20 protein-coding genes and 1 pseudogene are annotated in these 17,633 nt (G+C 54.0%); 13 read left to right on the top strand and 8 right to left on the bottom strand.

Annotation, left to right across the window (positions count from 1 at the left end):
* Positions 1 to 7 precede the first annotated feature (7 nt).
* The 12 genes and pseudogenes from U738_RS18260 to U738_RS23620 all read left to right on the top strand — a co-directional run bounded on the left by U738_RS18260 (position 8) and on the right by U738_RS23620 (position 11,877).
* Entirely contained in the window at positions 8 to 1,201 is a 1,194-nt protein-coding gene (locus U738_RS18260; protein WP_035583854.1) for a PP2C family protein-serine/threonine phosphatase, read from the top strand.
* Positions 1,191 to 1,709 (top strand): STAS domain-containing protein, encoded by a 519-nt coding sequence (locus U738_RS18255; protein WP_035583852.1) that lies wholly within the window; start codon positions 1,191 to 1,193, stop codon positions 1,707 to 1,709. Before U738_RS18260 ends, U738_RS18255 begins: the two co-directional genes overlap by 11 nt.
* A gap of 139 nt (positions 1,710 to 1,848) precedes the next feature.
* Positions 1,849 to 3,045, top strand: coding sequence for a Bcr/CflA family multidrug efflux MFS transporter (locus tag U738_RS18250; RefSeq protein ID WP_035583850.1), 1,197 nt, complete (start codon positions 1,849 to 1,851; stop codon positions 3,043 to 3,045).
* Between the two features lie 9 nt (positions 3,046 to 3,054).
* Positions 3,055 to 3,786, top strand: a complete 732-nt coding sequence (locus U738_RS18245; RefSeq protein ID WP_050713361.1) for a sulfite exporter TauE/SafE family protein — start codon at positions 3,055 to 3,057, stop codon at positions 3,784 to 3,786.
* Between the two features lie 130 nt (positions 3,787 to 3,916).
* The gene (locus U738_RS18240) at positions 3,917 to 4,930 is read left to right on the top strand and encodes a PstS family phosphate ABC transporter substrate-binding protein (protein ID WP_035583848.1); all 1,014 of its coding nucleotides are present in this window, start codon (positions 3,917 to 3,919) and stop codon (positions 4,928 to 4,930) included.
* A gap of 96 nt (positions 4,931 to 5,026) precedes the next feature.
* Entirely contained in the window at positions 5,027 to 6,277 is a 1,251-nt protein-coding gene (gene pstC / locus U738_RS18235) for a phosphate ABC transporter permease subunit PstC (protein WP_035583846.1), read from the top strand.
* Positions 6,278 to 6,295: 18 nt separating this feature from the next.
* Complete coding sequence (gene pstA / locus U738_RS18230; protein ID WP_035583844.1) at positions 6,296 to 7,462, top strand: phosphate ABC transporter permease PstA; 1,167 nt, start codon at positions 6,296 to 6,298, stop codon at positions 7,460 to 7,462.
* 24 nt (positions 7,463 to 7,486) lie between these two features.
* Complete coding sequence (gene pstB, locus U738_RS18225) at positions 7,487 to 8,326, top strand: phosphate ABC transporter ATP-binding protein PstB (protein ID WP_035583842.1); 840 nt, start codon at positions 7,487 to 7,489, stop codon at positions 8,324 to 8,326.
* A 130-nt stretch (positions 8,327 to 8,456) separates the two neighbouring features.
* A complete protein-coding gene (locus U738_RS18220; RefSeq protein ID WP_035583840.1) occupies positions 8,457 to 9,488 on the top strand; it encodes an ArsJ-associated glyceraldehyde-3-phosphate dehydrogenase in 1,032 nt (343 codons plus the stop codon).
* A gap of 16 nt (positions 9,489 to 9,504) precedes the next feature.
* Positions 9,505 to 10,716, top strand: coding sequence for an organoarsenical effux MFS transporter ArsJ (arsJ, locus tag U738_RS18215; protein WP_035585626.1), 1,212 nt, complete (start codon positions 9,505 to 9,507; stop codon positions 10,714 to 10,716).
* Positions 10,713 to 11,204: pseudogene (locus U738_RS23625) on the top strand (MFS transporter); the annotation flags it as partial. The gene arsJ and the pseudogene U738_RS23625, both read left to right, overlap by 4 nt.
* A 94-nt stretch (positions 11,205 to 11,298) precedes the next feature.
* Entirely contained in the window at positions 11,299 to 11,877 is a 579-nt protein-coding gene (locus U738_RS23620; RefSeq protein WP_231896867.1) for a hypothetical protein, read from the top strand.
* Here the strand turns inward: U738_RS23620 and U738_RS18205 are convergent.
* From U738_RS18205 to arsH, 8 genes are all read right to left on the bottom strand, one after another.
* Positions 11,842 to 12,150, bottom strand: coding sequence for a CC/Se motif family (seleno)protein (locus U738_RS18205; protein WP_035583838.1), 309 nt, complete (start codon positions 12,148 to 12,150; stop codon positions 11,842 to 11,844). The two genes, U738_RS23620 and U738_RS18205, sit on opposite strands and share 36 nt — an antisense overlap.
* Positions 12,151 to 12,231: 81 nt before the next feature.
* Positions 12,232 to 12,468 (bottom strand): thioredoxin family protein, encoded by a 237-nt coding sequence (locus tag U738_RS18200; RefSeq protein ID WP_035583836.1) that lies wholly within the window; start codon positions 12,466 to 12,468, stop codon positions 12,232 to 12,234.
* 17 nt (positions 12,469 to 12,485) lie between these two features.
* Complete coding sequence (locus U738_RS18195) at positions 12,486 to 13,493, bottom strand: permease (protein ID WP_035583835.1); 1,008 nt, start codon at positions 13,491 to 13,493, stop codon at positions 12,486 to 12,488.
* Between the two features lie 94 nt (positions 13,494 to 13,587).
* On the bottom strand, positions 13,588 to 14,157 hold the full coding sequence (locus U738_RS18190; protein ID WP_035583832.1) for an RNA polymerase sigma factor: 570 nt from the start codon (positions 14,155 to 14,157) through the stop codon (positions 13,588 to 13,590).
* Positions 14,154 to 14,555, bottom strand: coding sequence for an arsenate reductase (glutaredoxin) (gene arsC, locus U738_RS18185; RefSeq protein ID WP_035583830.1), 402 nt, complete (start codon positions 14,553 to 14,555; stop codon positions 14,154 to 14,156). Before arsC ends, U738_RS18190 begins: the two co-directional genes overlap by 4 nt.
* A 17-nt stretch (positions 14,556 to 14,572) precedes the next feature.
* A complete protein-coding gene (locus U738_RS18180) occupies positions 14,573 to 15,241 on the bottom strand; it encodes an NADPH-dependent FMN reductase (RefSeq protein WP_035583828.1) in 669 nt (222 codons plus the stop codon).
* A gap of 15 nt (positions 15,242 to 15,256) precedes the next feature.
* Positions 15,257 to 16,333, bottom strand: a complete 1,077-nt coding sequence (gene arsB, locus U738_RS18175) for an ACR3 family arsenite efflux transporter (protein WP_035583826.1) — start codon at positions 16,331 to 16,333, stop codon at positions 15,257 to 15,259.
* A 13-nt stretch (positions 16,334 to 16,346) separates the two neighbouring features.
* Entirely contained in the window at positions 16,347 to 17,066 is a 720-nt protein-coding gene (arsH, locus tag U738_RS18170; RefSeq protein ID WP_035583824.1) for an arsenical resistance protein ArsH, read from the bottom strand.
* A 150-nt stretch (positions 17,067 to 17,216) separates the two neighbouring features.
* On the opposite strand from arsH, the gene U738_RS18165 reads away from it, so the two are divergent.
* On the top strand, positions 17,217 to 17,630 hold the full coding sequence (locus tag U738_RS18165; RefSeq protein WP_035583822.1) for an arsenate reductase ArsC: 414 nt from the start codon (positions 17,217 to 17,219) through the stop codon (positions 17,628 to 17,630).
* Positions 17,631 to 17,633 lie beyond the last annotated feature (3 nt).

Raw genomic sequence — 17,633 nt, 5'->3', positions numbered from 1 at the left:
GCTTATGATGGATCACTCTAAGCAGTTGATCGCGGTGATCGACGAACCGGGTCGTGAGCGCGATGCGCTGGCTGAAGCAATTACCTGCGACGGCATGTGGGTTTTTGCATCGGATGATATCGAGCATTTGCCCCCTGACACGGCGCTTATTGTTGCTCACGCACGAGCGGTGCCCAGGCAGCAGTGGTCGCAGCTGACACGTCGCCTGCCGACACTGGTGGTCAGCGACTCGCGTCAGGATGCCGACTTGATTAAGGCGATTGATGTGGGGCTGGTGGATTATATCGTCCACCCACTGCGTCACGCTGAACTGCTGCGACGCATGATCCGCAAGGCCATTGAGCTTAACGATTTGGCGTTGGAGCGTGAGAGTGACCATGCGCGTCTGGCGGAGCTAAATGAGAGCCTGGAGACTCACTTGGCCCTGCTGCGCATGGATCAACAGAGCGGGGGGCATATCCAGCGGCGTTTACTACCGCTACGCCCCAAAGTGATTAATGGGGTGTATTACGATTACGTATTTGCCCCTTCGCTCTATTTATCCGGTGATTTTCTCGATTATCAACGCTATAACGAGCGTTACAGCGCCTTCTATTTCGCTGATGTATCGGGTCATGGCGCCTCGTCGGCGTTCGTCACGGTGCTGCTCAAATACTTATGCAACCGCTGGCTGAGTGAGTGGGATGGCCAGCACCCAGAAAATCTGCCTCCAGATTGGCTAAAGGCAATGAACCGCGAGCTGCAGGGCACCGATATCGGCAAACATGCCACCTTATTTGTCGGTGTTATTGACCATGAGGCGCATACTCTGCACTATTCGCTCGGCGCACAGCTCCCCATGCCCCTGTTAGCGGCTGGGGGAGAGCTACGCCGGTTAGAAGGCGAGGGAATGCCGGTAGGCCTTTTCCCCGATGTGGAGTATCCTGCGCTGAGCTGTACTTTGCCGAGTGACTTTCGGTTGTGGCTCTGTTCAGATGGTGTATTGGAATGCTTGCCGGGTAAAACGCTCGACACGCGGCTCAAGGAGCTTGAGCAATTAGTAAGTGAGAGTGTCACGCTTGAGCAGCTGCGCGACCGGCTGGCAGAAACAAACGCACCTCTTGCTGCAGGGGATGCGGAGTTCGATGCCAACCAAGAACGCGATGCTTTACCCGATGACCTAACAATCATGATGGTGAGCGGATTTGGTCATGCTGATTGAAGAAGGCCGCATTAAAGCGGCGTTCGATTCTGGTGTTTTTGTTTTAAAACTGTGTGGTGATGTGCGCTTGACGCTCTGCGCCACGCTGGATACCCAAGCTCAACGTCTCGCCGAGACGCCGGGGTTGCGTGCCGTATTGATTGACCTGCGTGAAGCGACCAATGTGGACTCCACGGCGCTTGGCTTTCTGGCCAAGGTCGCCATGGCGGTGAAAGGGCGCCTGGAGCAATCACCAACGATTATTGTCGATAATCCCGACGTGCGGCAGATGTTGGACGTGATGGGATTTGCGCGCTTTTTCACCCTAATGGAAGCGCCGCTACAGCAGGCAGCTACGCTCAATAATGCGCTTGAAGAGCTTCCCCAAGAGCCCGCAGATGAAGAAGGGCTGCGCGACCGGATCCTGGAAGCCCACCGCATTCTAATGCATATGAACGAGCATAACCGTGAGCAGTTTCAGCCACTGGTTGAGATGCTTGAGTCGCAAGATGCCACTACGCACCATTAAACATCCCTCACCCTGATAAGCCCCTGGCCATCTCCAGGGCTATTGCTCGATAGCATCCAGCCCCGACAAATGGCTTGAAATCGGCTATGATTAGCGGCCTATCTATTCCAGTGCGTATATCATCGCCTTAAGGAGACCCATGGATCTTAATCCTCGTCGGGTAGCCATGTTGGTTGCCGCCAACACGGCGCTGGCGCCCTTTGCTATCGACGCGTATTTGCCTGCCATGGGGGTCATTGCGGAGAGCATCGGCGCTAGTATTCACCGTACTGAGCTCTCCATTAGCGTGTTTTTGTTTGGCTTTGCGTTGGGACAGCTTTGCTTTGGGCCGCTATCGGATCGCTTGGGCAGGAAGCCTGTTCTTCTGAGTGGCCTAGTGGTTTTCATGCTGGCAAGCCTGGCTATTACCCTGGTGGACAGTTTGCCCACGCTGCTGGTCTGGCGGTTTATCCAGGCGCTAGGGGGCGGGGCCTGCGTGGTCAACTCGGCGGCGATCGTGCGCGACTGCTTTAGCGGGCGCGAGGCCGCCAAAGTGATGTCCACCATGGCGATGATCATGATGCTGGCACCGTTAGTGGCGCCTACCGTGGGGAGTTTACTACTGCATATTGCCGGCTGGTGGCTGATCTTTGTGTTCCTGGCTGTCTATGCGGGTTTTTTGCTCTGGCTGTTAGGAACGCGCCTGCCTGAAACCCGTGATATGTCGCTGCCTGCAGCTTCACCGCGGCAGGTAATCCGCAACTACGCCAGCGTGCTTAAACACCGGGAAGGCATGGGCTATATCTGCGCGGTAGCGGCTTCCTTTGCGGGGCTATTTGCTTTCGTGACCGCTTCCCCGTTTCTGTACCTTGATTATTTTGGTCTCTCACCAAGTACTTATCCGCTGGTCTTTGGGGTCAACGTGGTGGTAATTGCGCTCTCTAACCGGGTCAATATTCACCTGCTGCGCAAGCGCACCCCCCAGCAAAATTTGCGCCTAGGTTTGCTTATACAGCTGGTGGCGGCGCTAGGGCTAGTGGCGGTGACCGCCTTGGATATAGCGACGCTAGCGTTTGTGGTGCCGCTGATTATGCTATTTACCGGTATGATCGGGCTGATAACGCCCAACGCGATCTCGTCGCTGTTGGATCATTTTGGCCATATCAGCGCCACGGCCACAGCGCTGCTGGGCGGCATCCAATTTACCTGCGGTGCGTTCGCGGGCGTTATGGTAGGGCTCTTTGAGGTTGAGCACCTCTGGCCCATGGTACTCACCATGCTGGGTGCTGCGTTACTGGGCAATATCGGTGTACGCAAATTAACCAAGGCGCCCAGTGTTGAAGAGCAACAGGGATGAGCGGCACTGATGAATAGCCTGCTGGTGTGGGTCAATATGCCCATGAGTACCTGGTTGGCCTGTTCCGGCGTACTTCTGCTGGGCGCCTTTGTACAGCGCGCTACCGGTTTTGGTTTAGCCGTTATCGGTGCGCCGCTACTGTTGATGCTTGAGCCGCGGCTGGTGCCGGTCGTTCTGGTGCTATTTGGATTTACCGTTTCGCTGATGATGGTTCGCCACTACTGGCATGAGGTGCGCCTGGATTCCATTGGTATGGCGCTAGTGGGGCGTCTTCCCGGCAATGCGCTGGGTATTTGGTTGCTGCTCGCCGCCCCTATGTTTCTGCTAGAAAAGCTGATTGCGGTCATCGTCCTGTTTGCGGTACTTGTCACCTTGTGCCGCTTTCAACTGCCGGTAAACCGCATAACGCTGTTTGGCGCGGGGATACTCTCCGGTATTTTCGGCACCGTCGCCGCCATTGGCGGCCCGCCCATTGTGCTGCTGATGCATGGTCTTCCGGCGGATCGCGTGCGCGGCAATTTAGCCGCTTTTTTCATTTTGACCTCCCTATTGACCTTAGTCACTCTCACCCTGGCTGACCAGATTCAACTCTGGCATTTCCAGGTCGCGCTGACCTTCCTGCCCGCGGTGTTAATCGGTAATGCCTTGGCCGATACCGTCGCCCACCGATTGGATCGACGCCTACTGCAAGGTGCCTCGCTAGCGTTGTGCACCCTCGCTGCCTTAGGTTTGTTGTGGTGATGTAAAGCTTGGATGCAGCCACGTAACGAAAAATTCTTCACGTTTTGCTCGCTGTCATGAAGTTGTCATGGAACCCGTGCAAGGTATGCCTTGCGAAGGCCAGATCCCTACATGAACAGGAGTATTTCGCATGAACCGTATTCTAAAAACCACCGTTATCGCGGCTGCTGTAATGAGCGTTGCCGGTGTTGCCCAAGCCCGTGATCAAATCCGTATCGTAGGCTCCAGTACCGTTTACCCGTTTGCCAGCTACGTAACTGAAGAGTTCGGTGCGACGACCGGCAATCCGACGCCTGTTATTGAATCGACTGGTTCGGGTGGCGGTTTGCGCCTGTTCTGTAACGGTGTTGGTGAAGGCACTCCGGACATCACTAATGCTTCACGCCGCATGAAAGTGTCTGAGTTCGAGCGTTGTGAAGAGAACGGCGTTACCGATATCACCGAGGCTAAAATCGGTTCTGACGGTATCGTTTTAGGCCAATCCAACGAAAATGACGTTGTTGACCTGACGCTTGAGCAGATTTTCATGGCAGTAGCCGCTCAGGTGCCGGTTGATGGCGAGCTAGTTGATAACCCTTACACTAACTGGAGCGAAATTGATTCTTCGCTGCCAGACCGTGAAATCTCCATCTATGGTCCGCCGACAACTTCTGGTACCCGTGACGCTTTTGAAGAGCTCGTACTGGAATCTGCATCGCTTGAAATGGATGTTTACGGCGAAGAAGGCTACACCGATATTCGCTCTGACGGTGTTTACATCGACGCTGGCGAAAACGACAACCTTATCGTTCAGCGCTTGAGTGAAGATACCGGCGCAATGGGTATCTTCGGTTACTCATTCCTTGAAGAAAACACCGATACACTGAACGGTGCCACCATTGAGGGTGTTGCGCCAGAGCCAGAAGCAATCAGCTCGGGTGACTACCCTGTTGCGCGTTCACTGTGGTTCTACGTGAAGAACCAGCACGCCGATGAAGTACCGCCGATGGCTGACTACGTCGAGATGTTTATGAGCGAGCAGATGATTGGCTCAGATGGTTACTTGAAAGATATCGGCTTGATCGTGCTGCCGGAAGACGAGCGTGAAGAGTGGCGTCAGGCTGTAGCAGATCGCACTACAATGTCAGCAGACGTTCTTAAGTAAGCGGTTGATTTAGATGTAAAAAAGGCCGGCAGCGCAAGCTGTCGGCCCGTTATTGTTAATAGGCTTCTTAACCGGTGACGACGTGAGAGAGATGCGATGCAGACCAACCAGCTTCTTTTGATTTTTTGCGGTGCGTTATTACTGCTGGGGCTGCTGGCTTTTTTTGCTGGCCGTTCAAAAGCCACTCGTTTACGAAGCGCGGGCACGGCTATGTTTGCTCAGCCAGATCAGTACGCTTGGTTTACCGTGCTTTCCACAGCCGGTCCAGCCGTGCTAGTGAGCTCAGTTGGCGCTTTCGCGCTGCTGTTAATGGGTGCCGATATTCCTACGCTCTATTTGCTCGCGGCCAGTTTGGTCGTGGCAGCCATAGGATTGATGGTCAGTCTTAACCAAGTAAAGCCCGATTTTCATGCTCGTCAAGCTATTGAGCGGGTAATCCGCATGATCTTGGCCGGGGCAGCGTTAATCTCAATTTTCACGACGTTCGGTATTTTGTTCTCGATTATTTCCGAGGCGCTGCGCTTTTTCCAAATGCACAGCTTCTGGGAGTTTATTACCGGCACTACATGGAATCCCGGCGCCAGCTTTTTAGCGTCTGCGGGTCGTGGTGATGGAGGCGGCGCTGAGTTCGGCTCAGTGCCGCTGTTTGCCGGTACCTTTATGATTACCGCCATCGCTATGTTGGTGGCGGTACCTATCGGTTTGCTCTCGGCGATTTATATGTCTGAGTATGCGCCGAGCAAGGTGCGCACCGTTGCCAAGCCGGTGCTCGAAGTGTTGGCGGGTATCCCTACCGTAGTTTATGGCTTTTTTGCTGCCATCACCGTCGCGCCAATTATCGTCAATATTGCCGGTTTTTTTGGACTTGACGCTTCATATAACAATGCGCTGGCACCCGGTATTGTGATGGGCATTATGATCATTCCGTTTATCTCATCGCTGTCTGATGACGTGATTAACTCGGTACCCGATACCATGCGCCAGGGTTCGCTGGCGCTGGGGATGACCAAAGGCGAAACGATTCGTGACGTGGTGGTTCCTGCCGCAATGCCGGGGATTATTTCTGCAGCGCTCTTAGGCATGTCTCGGGCACTGGGTGAAACCATGATTGTGGTCATGGCGGCGGGCATGCGCCCCAATTTAACGTCGAATCCTTTGGAAGATATGACCACGGTGACTGTGCGAATCGTGGCGGCACTTACCGGCGACCAAGAGTTTGAAAGTGCTGAAACATTATCAGCTTTTGCGCTCGGATTGGTGCTCTTCGTGATCACCCTTGCACTTAATTTGGTGTCGGTTCTGATGATCCGTCGTTTCCGTGAAAAATATCGCGTGAATAACCTGTAACGCTGAGGAACTGTTTCGATGAGCAATACTTTTGACGAAATCAGCCAGCAGTTAAAGCGGCGTCACCGTAAGTCTTCACGCTTGAAGTGGATTTCCATGGGGGCGTTGGGCCTTGCCGGGTTGTTTCTGGTGCTGTTTTTTGCCGATATGCTGAATAAAGGCTTGCCTGCGTTTCAGCAAGCGTATGTCAAGACAGAGCTTAATTATACAGAAGAAGCTACTACTGATGCTCGTAAGGCAATTGCCGAAGAGTTGGTGCCATTAGTAAGCCGTACAGAGCTGCGTACTATCCCACTTGAGATGCGCAATGATGAAAGCATGATTGGCACCTCCGAAGAACGCTGGTTGCTGGTTAATAGCGAGGCTGATCAGTATCTTAAAGGCCATCGTCATCGTCTTAATGAAGAGGAACAGGCGGCCATAGACGAGCGTGTCGAATCTGGCCAGGTAAGTTTGCGCTTCAATACTACGTTTTTTGGGACAGGTGATTCCAAAATCGCCGAGAGCGCGGGTATTTTATCGGCAGTGGTCGGCACAGTGATGACCATGATCGTTACCCTGGCGATATCCTTCCCTATCGGTGTGATGACGGCAATTTATTTGGAAGAATTTGCCCCGGATAACCGTTTTACACAAGCGATTGAAATCAACATTAATAATCTGGCCGCGATTCCGTCGATCCTGTTTGGTTTGCTAGGTTTAGCGATCTTTATAAACTTCTTCGGTGTCCCGCGCTCATCACCATTGGTGGGTGGTATGACGCTGGCATTGATGACCCTGCCGGTCATTATCATTTCGACGCGTACTGCGTTGCGCAGTGTCCCGGATTCCATCCGCCATGCGGGTTTTGGTGTCGGTTGTTCGCGCTGGCAAGTAGTACGCGATCACGTTTTGCCGTTAGCAATGCCAGGTATCATGACCGGCTCTATTATTGGCTTGGCGCAAGCGATGGGTGAAACAGCACCGTTGATTATCGTAGGAATGGTGGCCTTTATCCCTGATGTGAGCGCGACATTTACCGAAGCGGCAACGGTGATGCCCGCGCAAATATTCACTTGGTCAGGTGAGCCTGAACAGGCGTTTGTGGAAAAAACCGCCGGTGGTATTTTGGTGCTTCTCACCATACTCATCTCACTCAACGCCTTTGCCGTTGTGTTACGTAAGAAATTTGAGCGTCGCTGGTAGGCCAGCGCGATAGAGGACATGACTATGAATAGCCAAGCACCTGTAATGAACGGCCAGCAGACACCTGCGGTTGGGCAACCCTATACACGAAATGATACAGCGTGCCACGACCTGAGTTTCCGGGTTCGCGATTTGAATCTGTGGTATGGCAAAAACCAAGCGTTGAATAATCTGAATATCGATCTTTTTCAGAAAAATGTGACGGCACTGATTGGCCCTTCGGGGTGTGGTAAGTCGACATTTTTACGCTGCTTGAACCGTATGAACGACTTGATTCCTAGCGTGCGTACCGAAGGTCTGGTCGAGATGGACGGATTAGACGTTAATGCGCCTAAAATGGACGAAGTGGCGCTACGTCGTCGGGTGGGCATGGTGTTTCAGAAGCCGAATCCGTTTCCTAAATCGATCTTTGAAAATATTGCCTACGCACCGCGTATGCACGATTTGGTTAGCCGTAAAGCCGAGCAAGAAGAGCTGGTTGAAAAGGCACTGCGCGATGCCGGGCTTTGGAACGAGGTGAAAGACAAGCTGCATGAGCCTGGCACCTCGCTTTCCGGTGGTCAGCAGCAGCGCCTGTGTATTGCTCGTGCCATTGCGGTACAGCCCGATGTCATCTTGATGGATGAGCCAACCTCCGCGCTGGATCCGATCTCGACGGCAACGATCGAGGATTTGATGGACAAGCTGAAAGAAAAGTTCACCATCATTACCGTTACCCACAATATGCAGCAGGCGGCGAGGGTGGCGGACTACACGGCGTTCTTCCACCTGGGTGAAATCATTGAGTACAACGATACCAAAGTGATGTTCTCAACCCCGGCGCAGAAGAAGACCGAAGACTATATCTCCGGTCGTTATGGTTAAGCTTTTTTAAAAGTAGGCCCATCGTTCATCGGTGGGCCTACTGGTTAATGCGCTTTTTTTTATGCATTAATATATGTTTTTCCGTATGTAGGTATTATGCTTTTACCCAATAGATTCATAAGGAGCTTCCATGACACTCAGTATCGGTATCAACGGTTTTGGACGTATTGGTCGCTTGGCGCTGCGCAGCTTGTGGGCGCAGGTAGAATCTGGTGCGGTAGAGCTTGAGCGCATTAATGACCCAGGCGGTGATGCGGCCACTTTTGCCCACCTGCTGGAGTTTGACTCGGTACACGGCCACTGGGCCCCTGGAAAGGGCATCTCCGCCCAGGAAAGTAGCATTATCATCGATGGTAAACCGATAGCATTTAGTTCTAATAAGGCCCTGGGTGACAGCGACTGGTCTGGCTGTGATGTAGTGATCGAGTGCTCGGGCAAAATGAAAACTACCGAAAAGCTGCAGGCATACCTTGATCTAGGGGTAGGGCGGATAGTGGTCAGCGCACCGGTCAAAGAGCCGAGTGTACTTAACGTGGTGGTAGGGGTGAACGACCATCTTTATGATCCTGCACAGCACCCCATTGTGACGGCGGCAAGTTGCACTACCAACTGCTTGGCGCCGGTAGTCAAAGTCATTCAGGAGAGCTTTGGTATTCGCCATGGCTCGATGACCACAGTACATGACATCACCAATACCCAAACGATTTTAGACGCGCCGCATAAAGACCTTCGCCGCGCCCGCGCTTGCGGCATGAGCCTGATTCCCACCACGACCGGTTCAGCCAAAGCCATCACCGCGATTTTCCCCGAACTGGAAGGCAAGCTAAACGGTCATGCGATTCGTGTGCCGCTGGCTAACGCTTCGCTTACCGATATGGTGTTCGAGCTTGAGCGTGAAGTGAGCGTCGACGAAGTCAATCAGGCGCTAAAAGCCGCTGCCGATGGCCCGCTGGCGGGCATTTTGGGCTATGAAGAGCGCCCGCTGGTGTCGATCGACTACCGCACCGATCCGCGCAGCTCAATTATTGATGCGCTCTCCACCATGGTGATCAACGGCACCCAGTTGAAACTTTACGCCTGGTACGACAATGAGTGGGGCTATGCTAACCGTACCGCTGAGCTGGCCCTGATGGTCGGGCGTGAGCAGGTGGCTCGTGGCTGATTCGCCGTTTTTGAAAATGCGTGCCCGCGTAAAGGCGCTACCTTTCGAGGTGCGCCAATACATGCTGATTACCGGCAACTACTGGGCGTTCACGGTAACCGACGGCGCTTTGCGCATGCTGGTGGTCATGCACTTCCACCAACTGGGCTACTCGCCGTTGGAAATCGCCATGCTGTTTTTGTTTTACGAAGCCTTTGGCGTGGTGACTAACCTGGTAGGCGGTTGGTTGGGCGCGCGGTTGGGGCTCAATCGCACCATGAATGTGGGGCTTGGGCTGCAAATCATTGCGCTCGCTATGCTGATGGTGCCCGCTAGCCTGCTGACCGTTGCCTGGGTAATGGCCGCTCAGGCGTTATCGGGGATTGCCAAAGACCTCAACAAAATGAGCGCTAAAAGCGCCGTTAAAGTACTGGTGCCTAAAGAGAGCGCCAACGCCAATAGCTCGCTTTACCGCTGGGTAGCGATGCTGACCGGCTCTAAAAATGCGCTTAAGGGGCTGGGCTTTTTTGTCGGCGGGCTTCTGCTCACCTTGATTGGCTTCCAGGCGGCAGTGTTCGTCATGGCAGTGATGCTGGGTGGCGTGCTGCTGCTTTCACTGCTGCGGCTAAAGGCGGATTTAGGCCGCCAAAAAGTAAAGCCCAAGTTCTCCGAAATCTTCTCAAAATCACGTGCGATTAACGTGCTCTCCGCGGCGCGTTTTTGCCTATTTTCGGCGCGGGATGTGTGGTTTGTAGTAGCGCTGCCGGTGTTCTTATACGACCAGCACGGCTGGACACACTGGACAGTGGGTGGACTGCTGGCTGTGTGGGTTATTGGCTACGGTGGAGTGCAAACCCAGGCGCCTAAATTAACCCGGCTGATCAAAGGCGATGCTCGGGCGCTTACCGCAGGCTGGGCCGCGGCGCTGGCGGTGCTGGCGATTGTGTTGGCGATGCTGCCCTTGGCGCAAGTGGGCTGGCTGGTCGTCGGGCTGCTCGCCTTTGGGGTGCTGTTTGCGATTAACTCCAGCTGGCACAGCTACTTGATCGTGCATTATGCCCGCGCCGATGGCGTCTCCATGGATGTTGGTTTCTATTATATGGCCAATGCCATGGGGCGTTTAGTGGGCACGCTACTGTCGGGCTGGCTATATATGGCATATGGGCTGAGCGTCTGCCTGTGGGTATCCGCCGCCTTAGTGGCTGCCAGCGCATTGATGGCCCTAGCGTTGCCTAAGCAAGTCGCATGATCCGCGCTTCGCCCAGGCTGGGTTTAACGCTCACTTTAGGCAGTGCACAAACTCTTGCCTGGGCCTCCAGCTATTACTTGCCCGCTATCCTTGCGGTGCCCATGGCCCGCGAGCTAGGGATGTCGCCAAGCTGGGTGTTTGCGGCGTTCTCTGTCGCCTTGCTGTTAACCGCCATGCTTGGCCCCAGCGTAGGACGCTTGATTGACCAGCAAGGTGGGCGAGGCGTGCTGATGGCATCCAACGTTGTTCTGGCGTTTGGCTTGGTCATCATGGCGCTGTCCCAAGGTGTGTTAAGCCTAATGCTTGCCTGGCTGATTACCGGCGTGGGCATGGCGATGGGGCTATACGACGCCGCCTTTGCTACTCTCGGGCGGCTATTAGGTCGCAGCGCCCGCGCTTCTATTACCGGTGTGACGCTACTGGCAGGGTTTGCCAGCACTATCGGTTGGCCACTAACGGCCTTGTTGGAAAATGAGTTCGGGTGGCGGGCCACCTGTGGCGCCTGGGCCATTATGCATATAGTGATGGGCCTACCGCTGAATGCCCGCCTGCCCAAAGCCGGTGATAGCACTCACCATTTCAATGACGAAACATCTGTACCATCGCCAGAGCGGGCCACGCCTGGCGATGATTTTATTAGCCTATGTATTTGCCGCAGGCTGGTTTGTGTCGACGGCGATGGCGGCGCATCTGCCCAGGCTTTTGCAGGAAACCGGCGTGTCGCTTTCGGTGGCCGTAGCCGCTGCGGCGTTGGTAGGGCCTGCGCAAGTAGCCGCACGGCTGGGCGAGTTTGCACTGCTTCGCCATTTGCACCCATTGGTGGCGGCGCGGGTGGCCACAACGCTCCACCCCCTTGGTGCGGCACTGCTAGCCACAGTGGGTATGCCCGCCGCGGGATTTGCGCTACTCCATGGCGCGGGCAATGGCATGATGACGATTGCCTCCGGCACGCTGCCGCTTGCGCTGTTTGGTCCAAAAGGGTTTGGTCAGCGTCAAGGTTTGATTATCGCCCCGGCCAGGGCTGCGCAAGCCTTTGCACCGCTGCTGTTTGGCTTATTGATAGAGCAAAATGGTGCTGGAGCGCTATGGCTGACTACGGGGTTGATGCTGGCGGCGTGTCTAGCGCTAGTGTTTATTCGTGTGCCCAGAGCTCGGGTATGAGCCATCCACATACAGGTGGCGCAACTTCCAGAACCCTTCAACGTCGACACGCAGTCCTTGGTAGGCAAGCTCTGTCGCAATGAAGAGAGTTATATCTTCATCACTATGGCGCTGGTAAAGCGAAGGGTCTTTGGGGGCACTCGCCTCGGCGACGGCAACGTTGGCGAGCCCCCCACAGCAGCCGTGGCGGGGTGATAAACGCACGGTCACCACGCCTCCCTGTTGCTTGATAAACGCTTTTGCATCGTCAGACGCATCGATAATTTCCAGCATTGAGACGCCTGTTAAAAGAGAGCTCCCAGCTTACCAGGAAGTAATAGGGGAGCCAGAGGGCAGTAGGTGAACTTGAGGCCTTTAGGCTTTCAGTATAGCTTCGATTTTTTTACGATCTGGAATACCCCCGCTGTGGGCAAGCTTGCCATTGACCGCGACCGCCGGGGTCGACATAACCTGATACTGCATGATGATTTGTGGGTCAGTGACTTTAGTCACCTCAACATCGGTGCCCAACTCTTTGGCAATAGTCGTAATTTGCTCCGCAGTGACGGTGCACTTTTTGCAGCCTGTGCCTAATACTTCGATCTTTTTCATGCTGTATCCTCTTGGGTTTATAAACTGCTGAATAACCAGGGTGCCAGCAGGTTAATTATCCAGCCCACCAACATAAAGTTGATAAGTAGAATGATGAAAATGGTGGCTAGTAAGCGCCACAGCATGACCTGCTTGAGCATGATAAATTCGGGAAAGCTCGCCGCGACGGTGCTCATGCAGAAGGCCAGTGTTGTACCCACAGGCAATCCTTTCGTGATCAAGCTTTCCATGATGGGAATAACGCCGGTAGCGTTGGAGTAAAGCGGTAAGCCCGCCAACACGGCCACCGGAACACTCCACCATTGGCCGCTGCCCAGGTTGTCACTGAACCAGCCATCCGGCACAAAGCCATGCAGCGCGGCGCCCAGCCCCACGCCGATGATGATCCACTTCCAAATCCGCGCGACAATGTCGAAAAGTTCATTGCGGGCAAATTCGTGGCGTTCTCTCAAAGTCAGTGACGCAGGTTCCGGAGCAGGCCGATTTGCTTGCGGGCTTGTTGCTGCGTTCTGATAGGCTTTCGCCGCAAAGTCTTTTAACCAGCGTTCAGCGCCTAAGCTATCGAGCAGTATGCCGCCGCCTATGCCCACGGTCATTCCGATGGCGATGTACACCAGAGTGAATTCCCAGCCTAGCAGGCTCCATAGCATGATGACGGCAACTTCATTAATAATCGGTGAGGTAAACAGAAACGCCATGGTAATGCCCAGAGGAATGCCTGCACTGGTGAACCCGAGAAACAACGGAATGCTTGAGCAAGAACAGAACGGTGTAATCGCGCCAAAACCAGCGCCTAAGCCGTAGCCTGCGAAACGGTTCTTTTGCTGAATGTAATAACGCACCCGCTCCAGATTGAGCGAGGCGCGTAACAAGGCAATGGCATAAATCATCACCACCAGTAACGCGAAAATTTTGCTCGTGTCCTCGACGAAAAAGTGCAGTGAGCTACCTAACTTGCTGTTAGGGTCAAAACCGCCAAGGCCGTATACCAGCCAACTGGCCAGCCAGGTATAGATCTCCAACATCGCTGCTTTCCTTTATATGAACGGTTCTATAAAGAAGACGAAGCAATGTGGAAAAGGACGCAGGGAAAAGCCAAATAAATATTCGCTAAGGTACTTATTCGGTAAAGGGTATCGCCCGATGGCAGCAGACATGGCCTTGATCATCAAAGACGATCCCGCACTGGGCAACCAAGGTTTCGCGGAGACGTTTCCGGGCGCGCAGTAGCCGCGCTTTGGTCGCAGGGAGCGTTAAACCATGACGCTGGGCATAGTCACTTTGCTTAACGCCGTTAAGGTCACAGGCACCGACAATATCGGCGTCTTCGTCAGTACAATGAGCCAGTGCCTTCGCGATGCAGGTAGCCAAGCTCGCTAAGGGAAGGTGGGCATCAGTGTGGTTATTAGGCAATGGCGCTGCTGTTGCGGTATCTAGCGATTGAGTGTCAGGCGTTGAGCGGCGCAACTCATCAATCCACTCATGTTTGGCGACCGTATAAAGCCATGCTTTGGGTTCTGCCAGTTGGCAAAACTGGGCGCGATGCGTCAGCGCTTTTACATAGACACGCTGCAAGATTTCGTCGGCGGCGTCCCTGTTGTTGCATAGTGCCAAGAGGTAATAGCGCAGTGCCTGATGATGGCTGTTCCAAGCCTCCTCAATGCAGGGTGAGGCAGCGTTTTTCCTCATGGGTAGGTCACTATGTCACCGTCTTCTTTGGTGAAGTGTTTGATCGGTTTTTCCAAAAGCGCTAATACTTGCTCTGAAGGGCGGCACAGGCGTGTGCCCTTATTGGTCACCACAATAGGGCGATTAATCAGAATCGGGTGGGCCATCATGGTGTCGATAAGTTGATCATCGCTCAATAAAGGATCATCCAATTTAAGTTCTTCATAGGGAGCACCTTTGCGACGTAGTAGCTCCCTGGGTGAGATCTGCATCATCGCCAATAGCTTTTCCAACTCTTCCCGGCTGGGCGGTGCTTCCAGATAATGGATCACCTCTGGTGTTTCGCCGGAGGCTTTGATCATTGCCAGGGTGTTGCGCGACGTACCGCAGTTGGGGTTGTGGTAAATAGTGACGGGCATGGTCTCCTCACGATCGATTAGTTGCTTTCACTGCCGGGCGCGTTGCGTTGCGAGGGCGCGGTTTTAAAAGCGGGCGATACCCGCGTTGGATCTACCTGCTGTTTATAGCTAGCCGCGGCTTCCGCCCACCACATGAGTTGGCCTAACGTGCGGCCAAAATAGCTTTCCCAACGTTCCTGCTCTTGCTCAAATTGCCCCTCTTCGTTTAGCGCCTCCTGAGCTTTAGGTATATGAATCATGGCTGATACGGGCAGGCAGCCAAGCTCGGAGAGAAACGCGCGCATGGCGACTGCTGCACGCACGCCGCCCCACTGGCCCATTGAGTAGGTCACGATGGCGCTGGGTTTAAACGCAAACAGCGATGCGCCGAAGTGGTTTATCAGATGGCTAAGCGCCGGGCTCATGGAGTGGTTATATTCTGGACTGACCATCACATAGCCATCGGCAGCGGCGATTTTATCAGCCAGCTCTGCTAAGTCCTCCGGCGCATCGTTTTTTGCGTAAGCAAAATGCGGCTTAAACGGATCGCTTAAGTTTAGCGCTAGCGGATCAATAATTTCCGCCGTTGTATGAGGGAGCGATGAAAGCAAGCGCTCGCACGCTTTTGCGACCCGCTCGCCAAGGCGAGCCGGGGAGGGCGGTGTGCTGGTGCGGGTTGAGCCTAGAAATACCAAATAGTGAGCCATAGCGCTTACTCCCGATTAATTCGCTTCTGCCGGAAAATGGTGGCGGGTCTTATTGGCAATTCTTACCAGTGCCAGCATCAGCGGTACTTCGACCAATACGCCCACTACCGTGGCCAGCGCCGCGCCCGACTGTAAGCCAAATAGCGCAATCGCTGCCGCGACGGCTAACTCAAAGAAATTGCTCGCACCAATCATCGCCCCCGGGGCGGCAATATTGTGCGGCAACTTCCAGGCTTTAGCCCAGCCATAGGTAATAAAGAAGATCAAAAAGGTCTGAATAATCAGCGGGATCGAGATCAGCACGATATGCAGCGGATTATTCAGAATGACCTCGCCCTGGAAGGCAAACAGCAGCACTAGGGTAATGATCAAACCAATCGGCGTGATCGGGCCAACGCGCTTCATAAAGACATTGTCGTACCATTCGGCGCCGCGTTTTTTAATCAAGCTCTGCCGGGTGATATAGCCCGCCGCCAGGGGAATCACTATATATAGGATCACTGATAGTGCGACGGTGTCCCAGGGCACCTGAATATTGGAAATGCCCAGTAGGAAGACCACGATAGGAGCAAACGCGAACAGCATAATCAGGTCATTAAGCGCCACCTGCACCAGGGTGTAGGCAGCATCGCCGCGGGTGAGGTAGCTCCACACAAACACCATGGCGGTACACGGCGCAGCTCCGAGTAGAATGGCACCGGCTAGATACTGACTGGCTAGCTCGGCGGGAATCAACGGTCGAAAGATCACCATTAGAAATAGCCAGGCAATGGCGAACATGGTGAAGGGTTTGATCAACCAGTTAACGGAGGTCGTGATGATCAACCCTTTTGGCTGGCGCCGGACACCTAATAAGGAGGTAAAGTCAATTTGCGCCATCATGGGGAATATCATCGCCCAGATGAGTATTGCCACGGGTATCGAAACCTGCGCCACTTCAAAGCGTGACAGCGTTTCCGGTACCGCTGGGATAAATTGCCCGACTAAAATGCCCATCACAATGGCAAGTGCTACCCATAGTGAGAGGTAGCGTTCAAAGACTCCCATGCCTTCGGCAGTGGAGGGCGATGCGTTATCTTGCAGTGCTGACATGTGAAGCTCCTGATTAAATGGCGCGTTGATTAACCCGTTTGGAGACTTCTTCCGCGCTCTCTTTGCGCTCCGAGTAACGATCCGTGAGCAGTTCGCTGCGGTCACGCACCAGCAGCGTGAATTTCACCAGCTCTTCCATAACGTCGACGATACGGTCGTAGAAAGGGGAGGCTTTCATCCTGTCGTTATCATCAAACTCCATAAAGGCCTTGGGTACGGACGATTGATTGGGGATCGTCAGCATGCGCATCCAGCGGCCCAAAATACGCAGTTGGTTGACGGTATTGAAAGACTGCGAACCGCCGCACACCTGCATCACCGCCAATGTCTTGCCTTGGGTGGGACGTACGCCGCCCAGGGAGAGCGGGATCCAATCAATTTGCGCTTTCATAATGCCGGTCATCGCGCCGTGGCGTTCCGGCGAGCACCACACCATCCCTTCGGCCCATTGGGCCAATTGGCGTAGCTCTTCAACTTTGGGGTGGCTGGCATCTTCACTATCCGGCAATGGTAATCCTCTAGGATCAAAGATGCGTGTTTCGGCGCCCATGGCATTGAGCAAGCGTGCGGCTTCCTCAACCATTAAACGACTAAAAGAGCGTTCACGTAGCGAGCCGTATAGCAGCAATATTTTAGGTGCATGTTCAGCACGTTGTGGTACTCCAAGCCGCTCGCTGCTGGGGGGCTCGAAAAGCGCGGCATCAATATTGGGTAAGTCATCAAGGTGGGACATTAGGTTCTACCTGTTCAAGCCATGATCGGTTAGTTGCTTCATGATATATGTTTTTCCGTATATTTCCAGCGCAGCCTGCCAGTTGCAATAATGCCGTCATGATCCAGGCGTAGATTGGCAGCCATCAATCAAATAAGAGGCTGTTTATTTATGTCGAAGCGCCGCGTGTTGTTTCTCTGCAATGCTAATTCTGCACGGTCGTTGATGGGAGAGGCGCTGCTTCGCTATTTGGCAGCTGATCAGTTTGAAGCCTTTAGTGCCGGGTCTGAACCCGATCAGCCCCATGCATTGACCCTTGAAGCGTTGCGCAAGCAGGGGTTGCCCACAGAAGGCTTGCGCAGTAAGTCGCTGGATGAGTTTGAAAGCGAAACCTTCGATTTTGTCATTGTGCTTTGCGACAAAGCCCAGCAAGCCTGCCGTGAATGGCAAGGAAAGGCGGGCGAGGTGCTGTTCTGGGATATTCGAGACCCTCGCCTGATTGGCAAGTCAGATGCTTATGAGCAGGCGTTATTAGAGATTCGTCGGCGCCTGCAGCTGTGGCTGCCCCTCCACACGTCTGATTAACCT

It is taken from the genome of Halomonas sp. TG39a (assembly GCF_000744395.1).
Lineage (GTDB): Bacteria > Pseudomonadota > Gammaproteobacteria > Pseudomonadales > Halomonadaceae > Vreelandella > Vreelandella ventosae_B.
The sequence above is the reverse complement of the archived record's forward strand: the minus strand, read 5'-3'. Positions and strand labels throughout refer to the sequence as shown.

Bases quoted from the DNA above. Each gene is read 5' to 3' on its own strand.
- arsJ (WP_035585626.1), top strand. From the start codon at position 9,505: ATGCGTGCCCGCGTAAAGGCGCTACCTTTCGAGGTGCGCCAATACATG.
- U738_RS23620 (WP_231896867.1), top strand. From the start codon at position 11,299: ATGACGAAACATCTGTACCATCGCCAGAGCGGGCCACGCCTGGCGATG.
- arsC (WP_035583830.1), bottom strand. From the start codon at position 14,555: ATGCCCGTCACTATTTACCACAACCCCAACTGCGGTACGTCGCGCAAC.
- U738_RS18165 (WP_035583822.1), top strand. From the start codon at position 17,217: ATGTCGAAGCGCCGCGTGTTGTTTCTCTGCAATGCTAATTCTGCACGG.
- pstA (WP_035583844.1), top strand. From the start codon at position 6,296: ATGAGCAATACTTTTGACGAAATCAGCCAGCAGTTAAAGCGGCGTCAC.
- arsB (WP_035583826.1), bottom strand. From the start codon at position 16,333: ATGTCAGCACTGCAAGATAACGCATCGCCCTCCACTGCCGAAGGCATG.
- pstC (WP_035583846.1), top strand. From the start codon at position 5,027: ATGCAGACCAACCAGCTTCTTTTGATTTTTTGCGGTGCGTTATTACTG.
- U738_RS18255 (WP_035583852.1), top strand. From the start codon at position 1,191: ATGCTGATTGAAGAAGGCCGCATTAAAGCGGCGTTCGATTCTGGTGTT.
- U738_RS18190 (WP_035583832.1), bottom strand. From the start codon at position 14,157: ATGAGGAAAAACGCTGCCTCACCCTGCATTGAGGAGGCTTGGAACAGC.
- U738_RS18205 (WP_035583838.1), bottom strand. From the start codon at position 12,150: ATGCTGGAAATTATCGATGCGTCTGACGATGCAAAAGCGTTTATCAAG.
- U738_RS18245 (WP_050713361.1), top strand. From the start codon at position 3,055: ATGAATAGCCTGCTGGTGTGGGTCAATATGCCCATGAGTACCTGGTTG.
- U738_RS18250 (WP_035583850.1), top strand. From the start codon at position 1,849: ATGGATCTTAATCCTCGTCGGGTAGCCATGTTGGTTGCCGCCAACACG.
- U738_RS18260 (WP_035583854.1), top strand. From the start codon at position 8: ATGGATCACTCTAAGCAGTTGATCGCGGTGATCGACGAACCGGGTCGT.
- U738_RS18180 (WP_035583828.1), bottom strand. From the start codon at position 15,241: ATGGCTCACTATTTGGTATTTCTAGGCTCAACCCGCACCAGCACACCG.
- pstB (WP_035583842.1), top strand. From the start codon at position 7,487: ATGAATAGCCAAGCACCTGTAATGAACGGCCAGCAGACACCTGCGGTT.
- U738_RS18240 (WP_035583848.1), top strand. From the start codon at position 3,917: ATGAACCGTATTCTAAAAACCACCGTTATCGCGGCTGCTGTAATGAGC.
- U738_RS18195 (WP_035583835.1), bottom strand. From the start codon at position 13,493: ATGTTGGAGATCTATACCTGGCTGGCCAGTTGGCTGGTATACGGCCTT.
- U738_RS18220 (WP_035583840.1), top strand. From the start codon at position 8,457: ATGACACTCAGTATCGGTATCAACGGTTTTGGACGTATTGGTCGCTTG.
- arsH (WP_035583824.1), bottom strand. From the start codon at position 17,066: ATGTCCCACCTTGATGACTTACCCAATATTGATGCCGCGCTTTTCGAG.
- U738_RS18200 (WP_035583836.1), bottom strand. From the start codon at position 12,468: ATGAAAAAGATCGAAGTATTAGGCACAGGCTGCAAAAAGTGCACCGTC.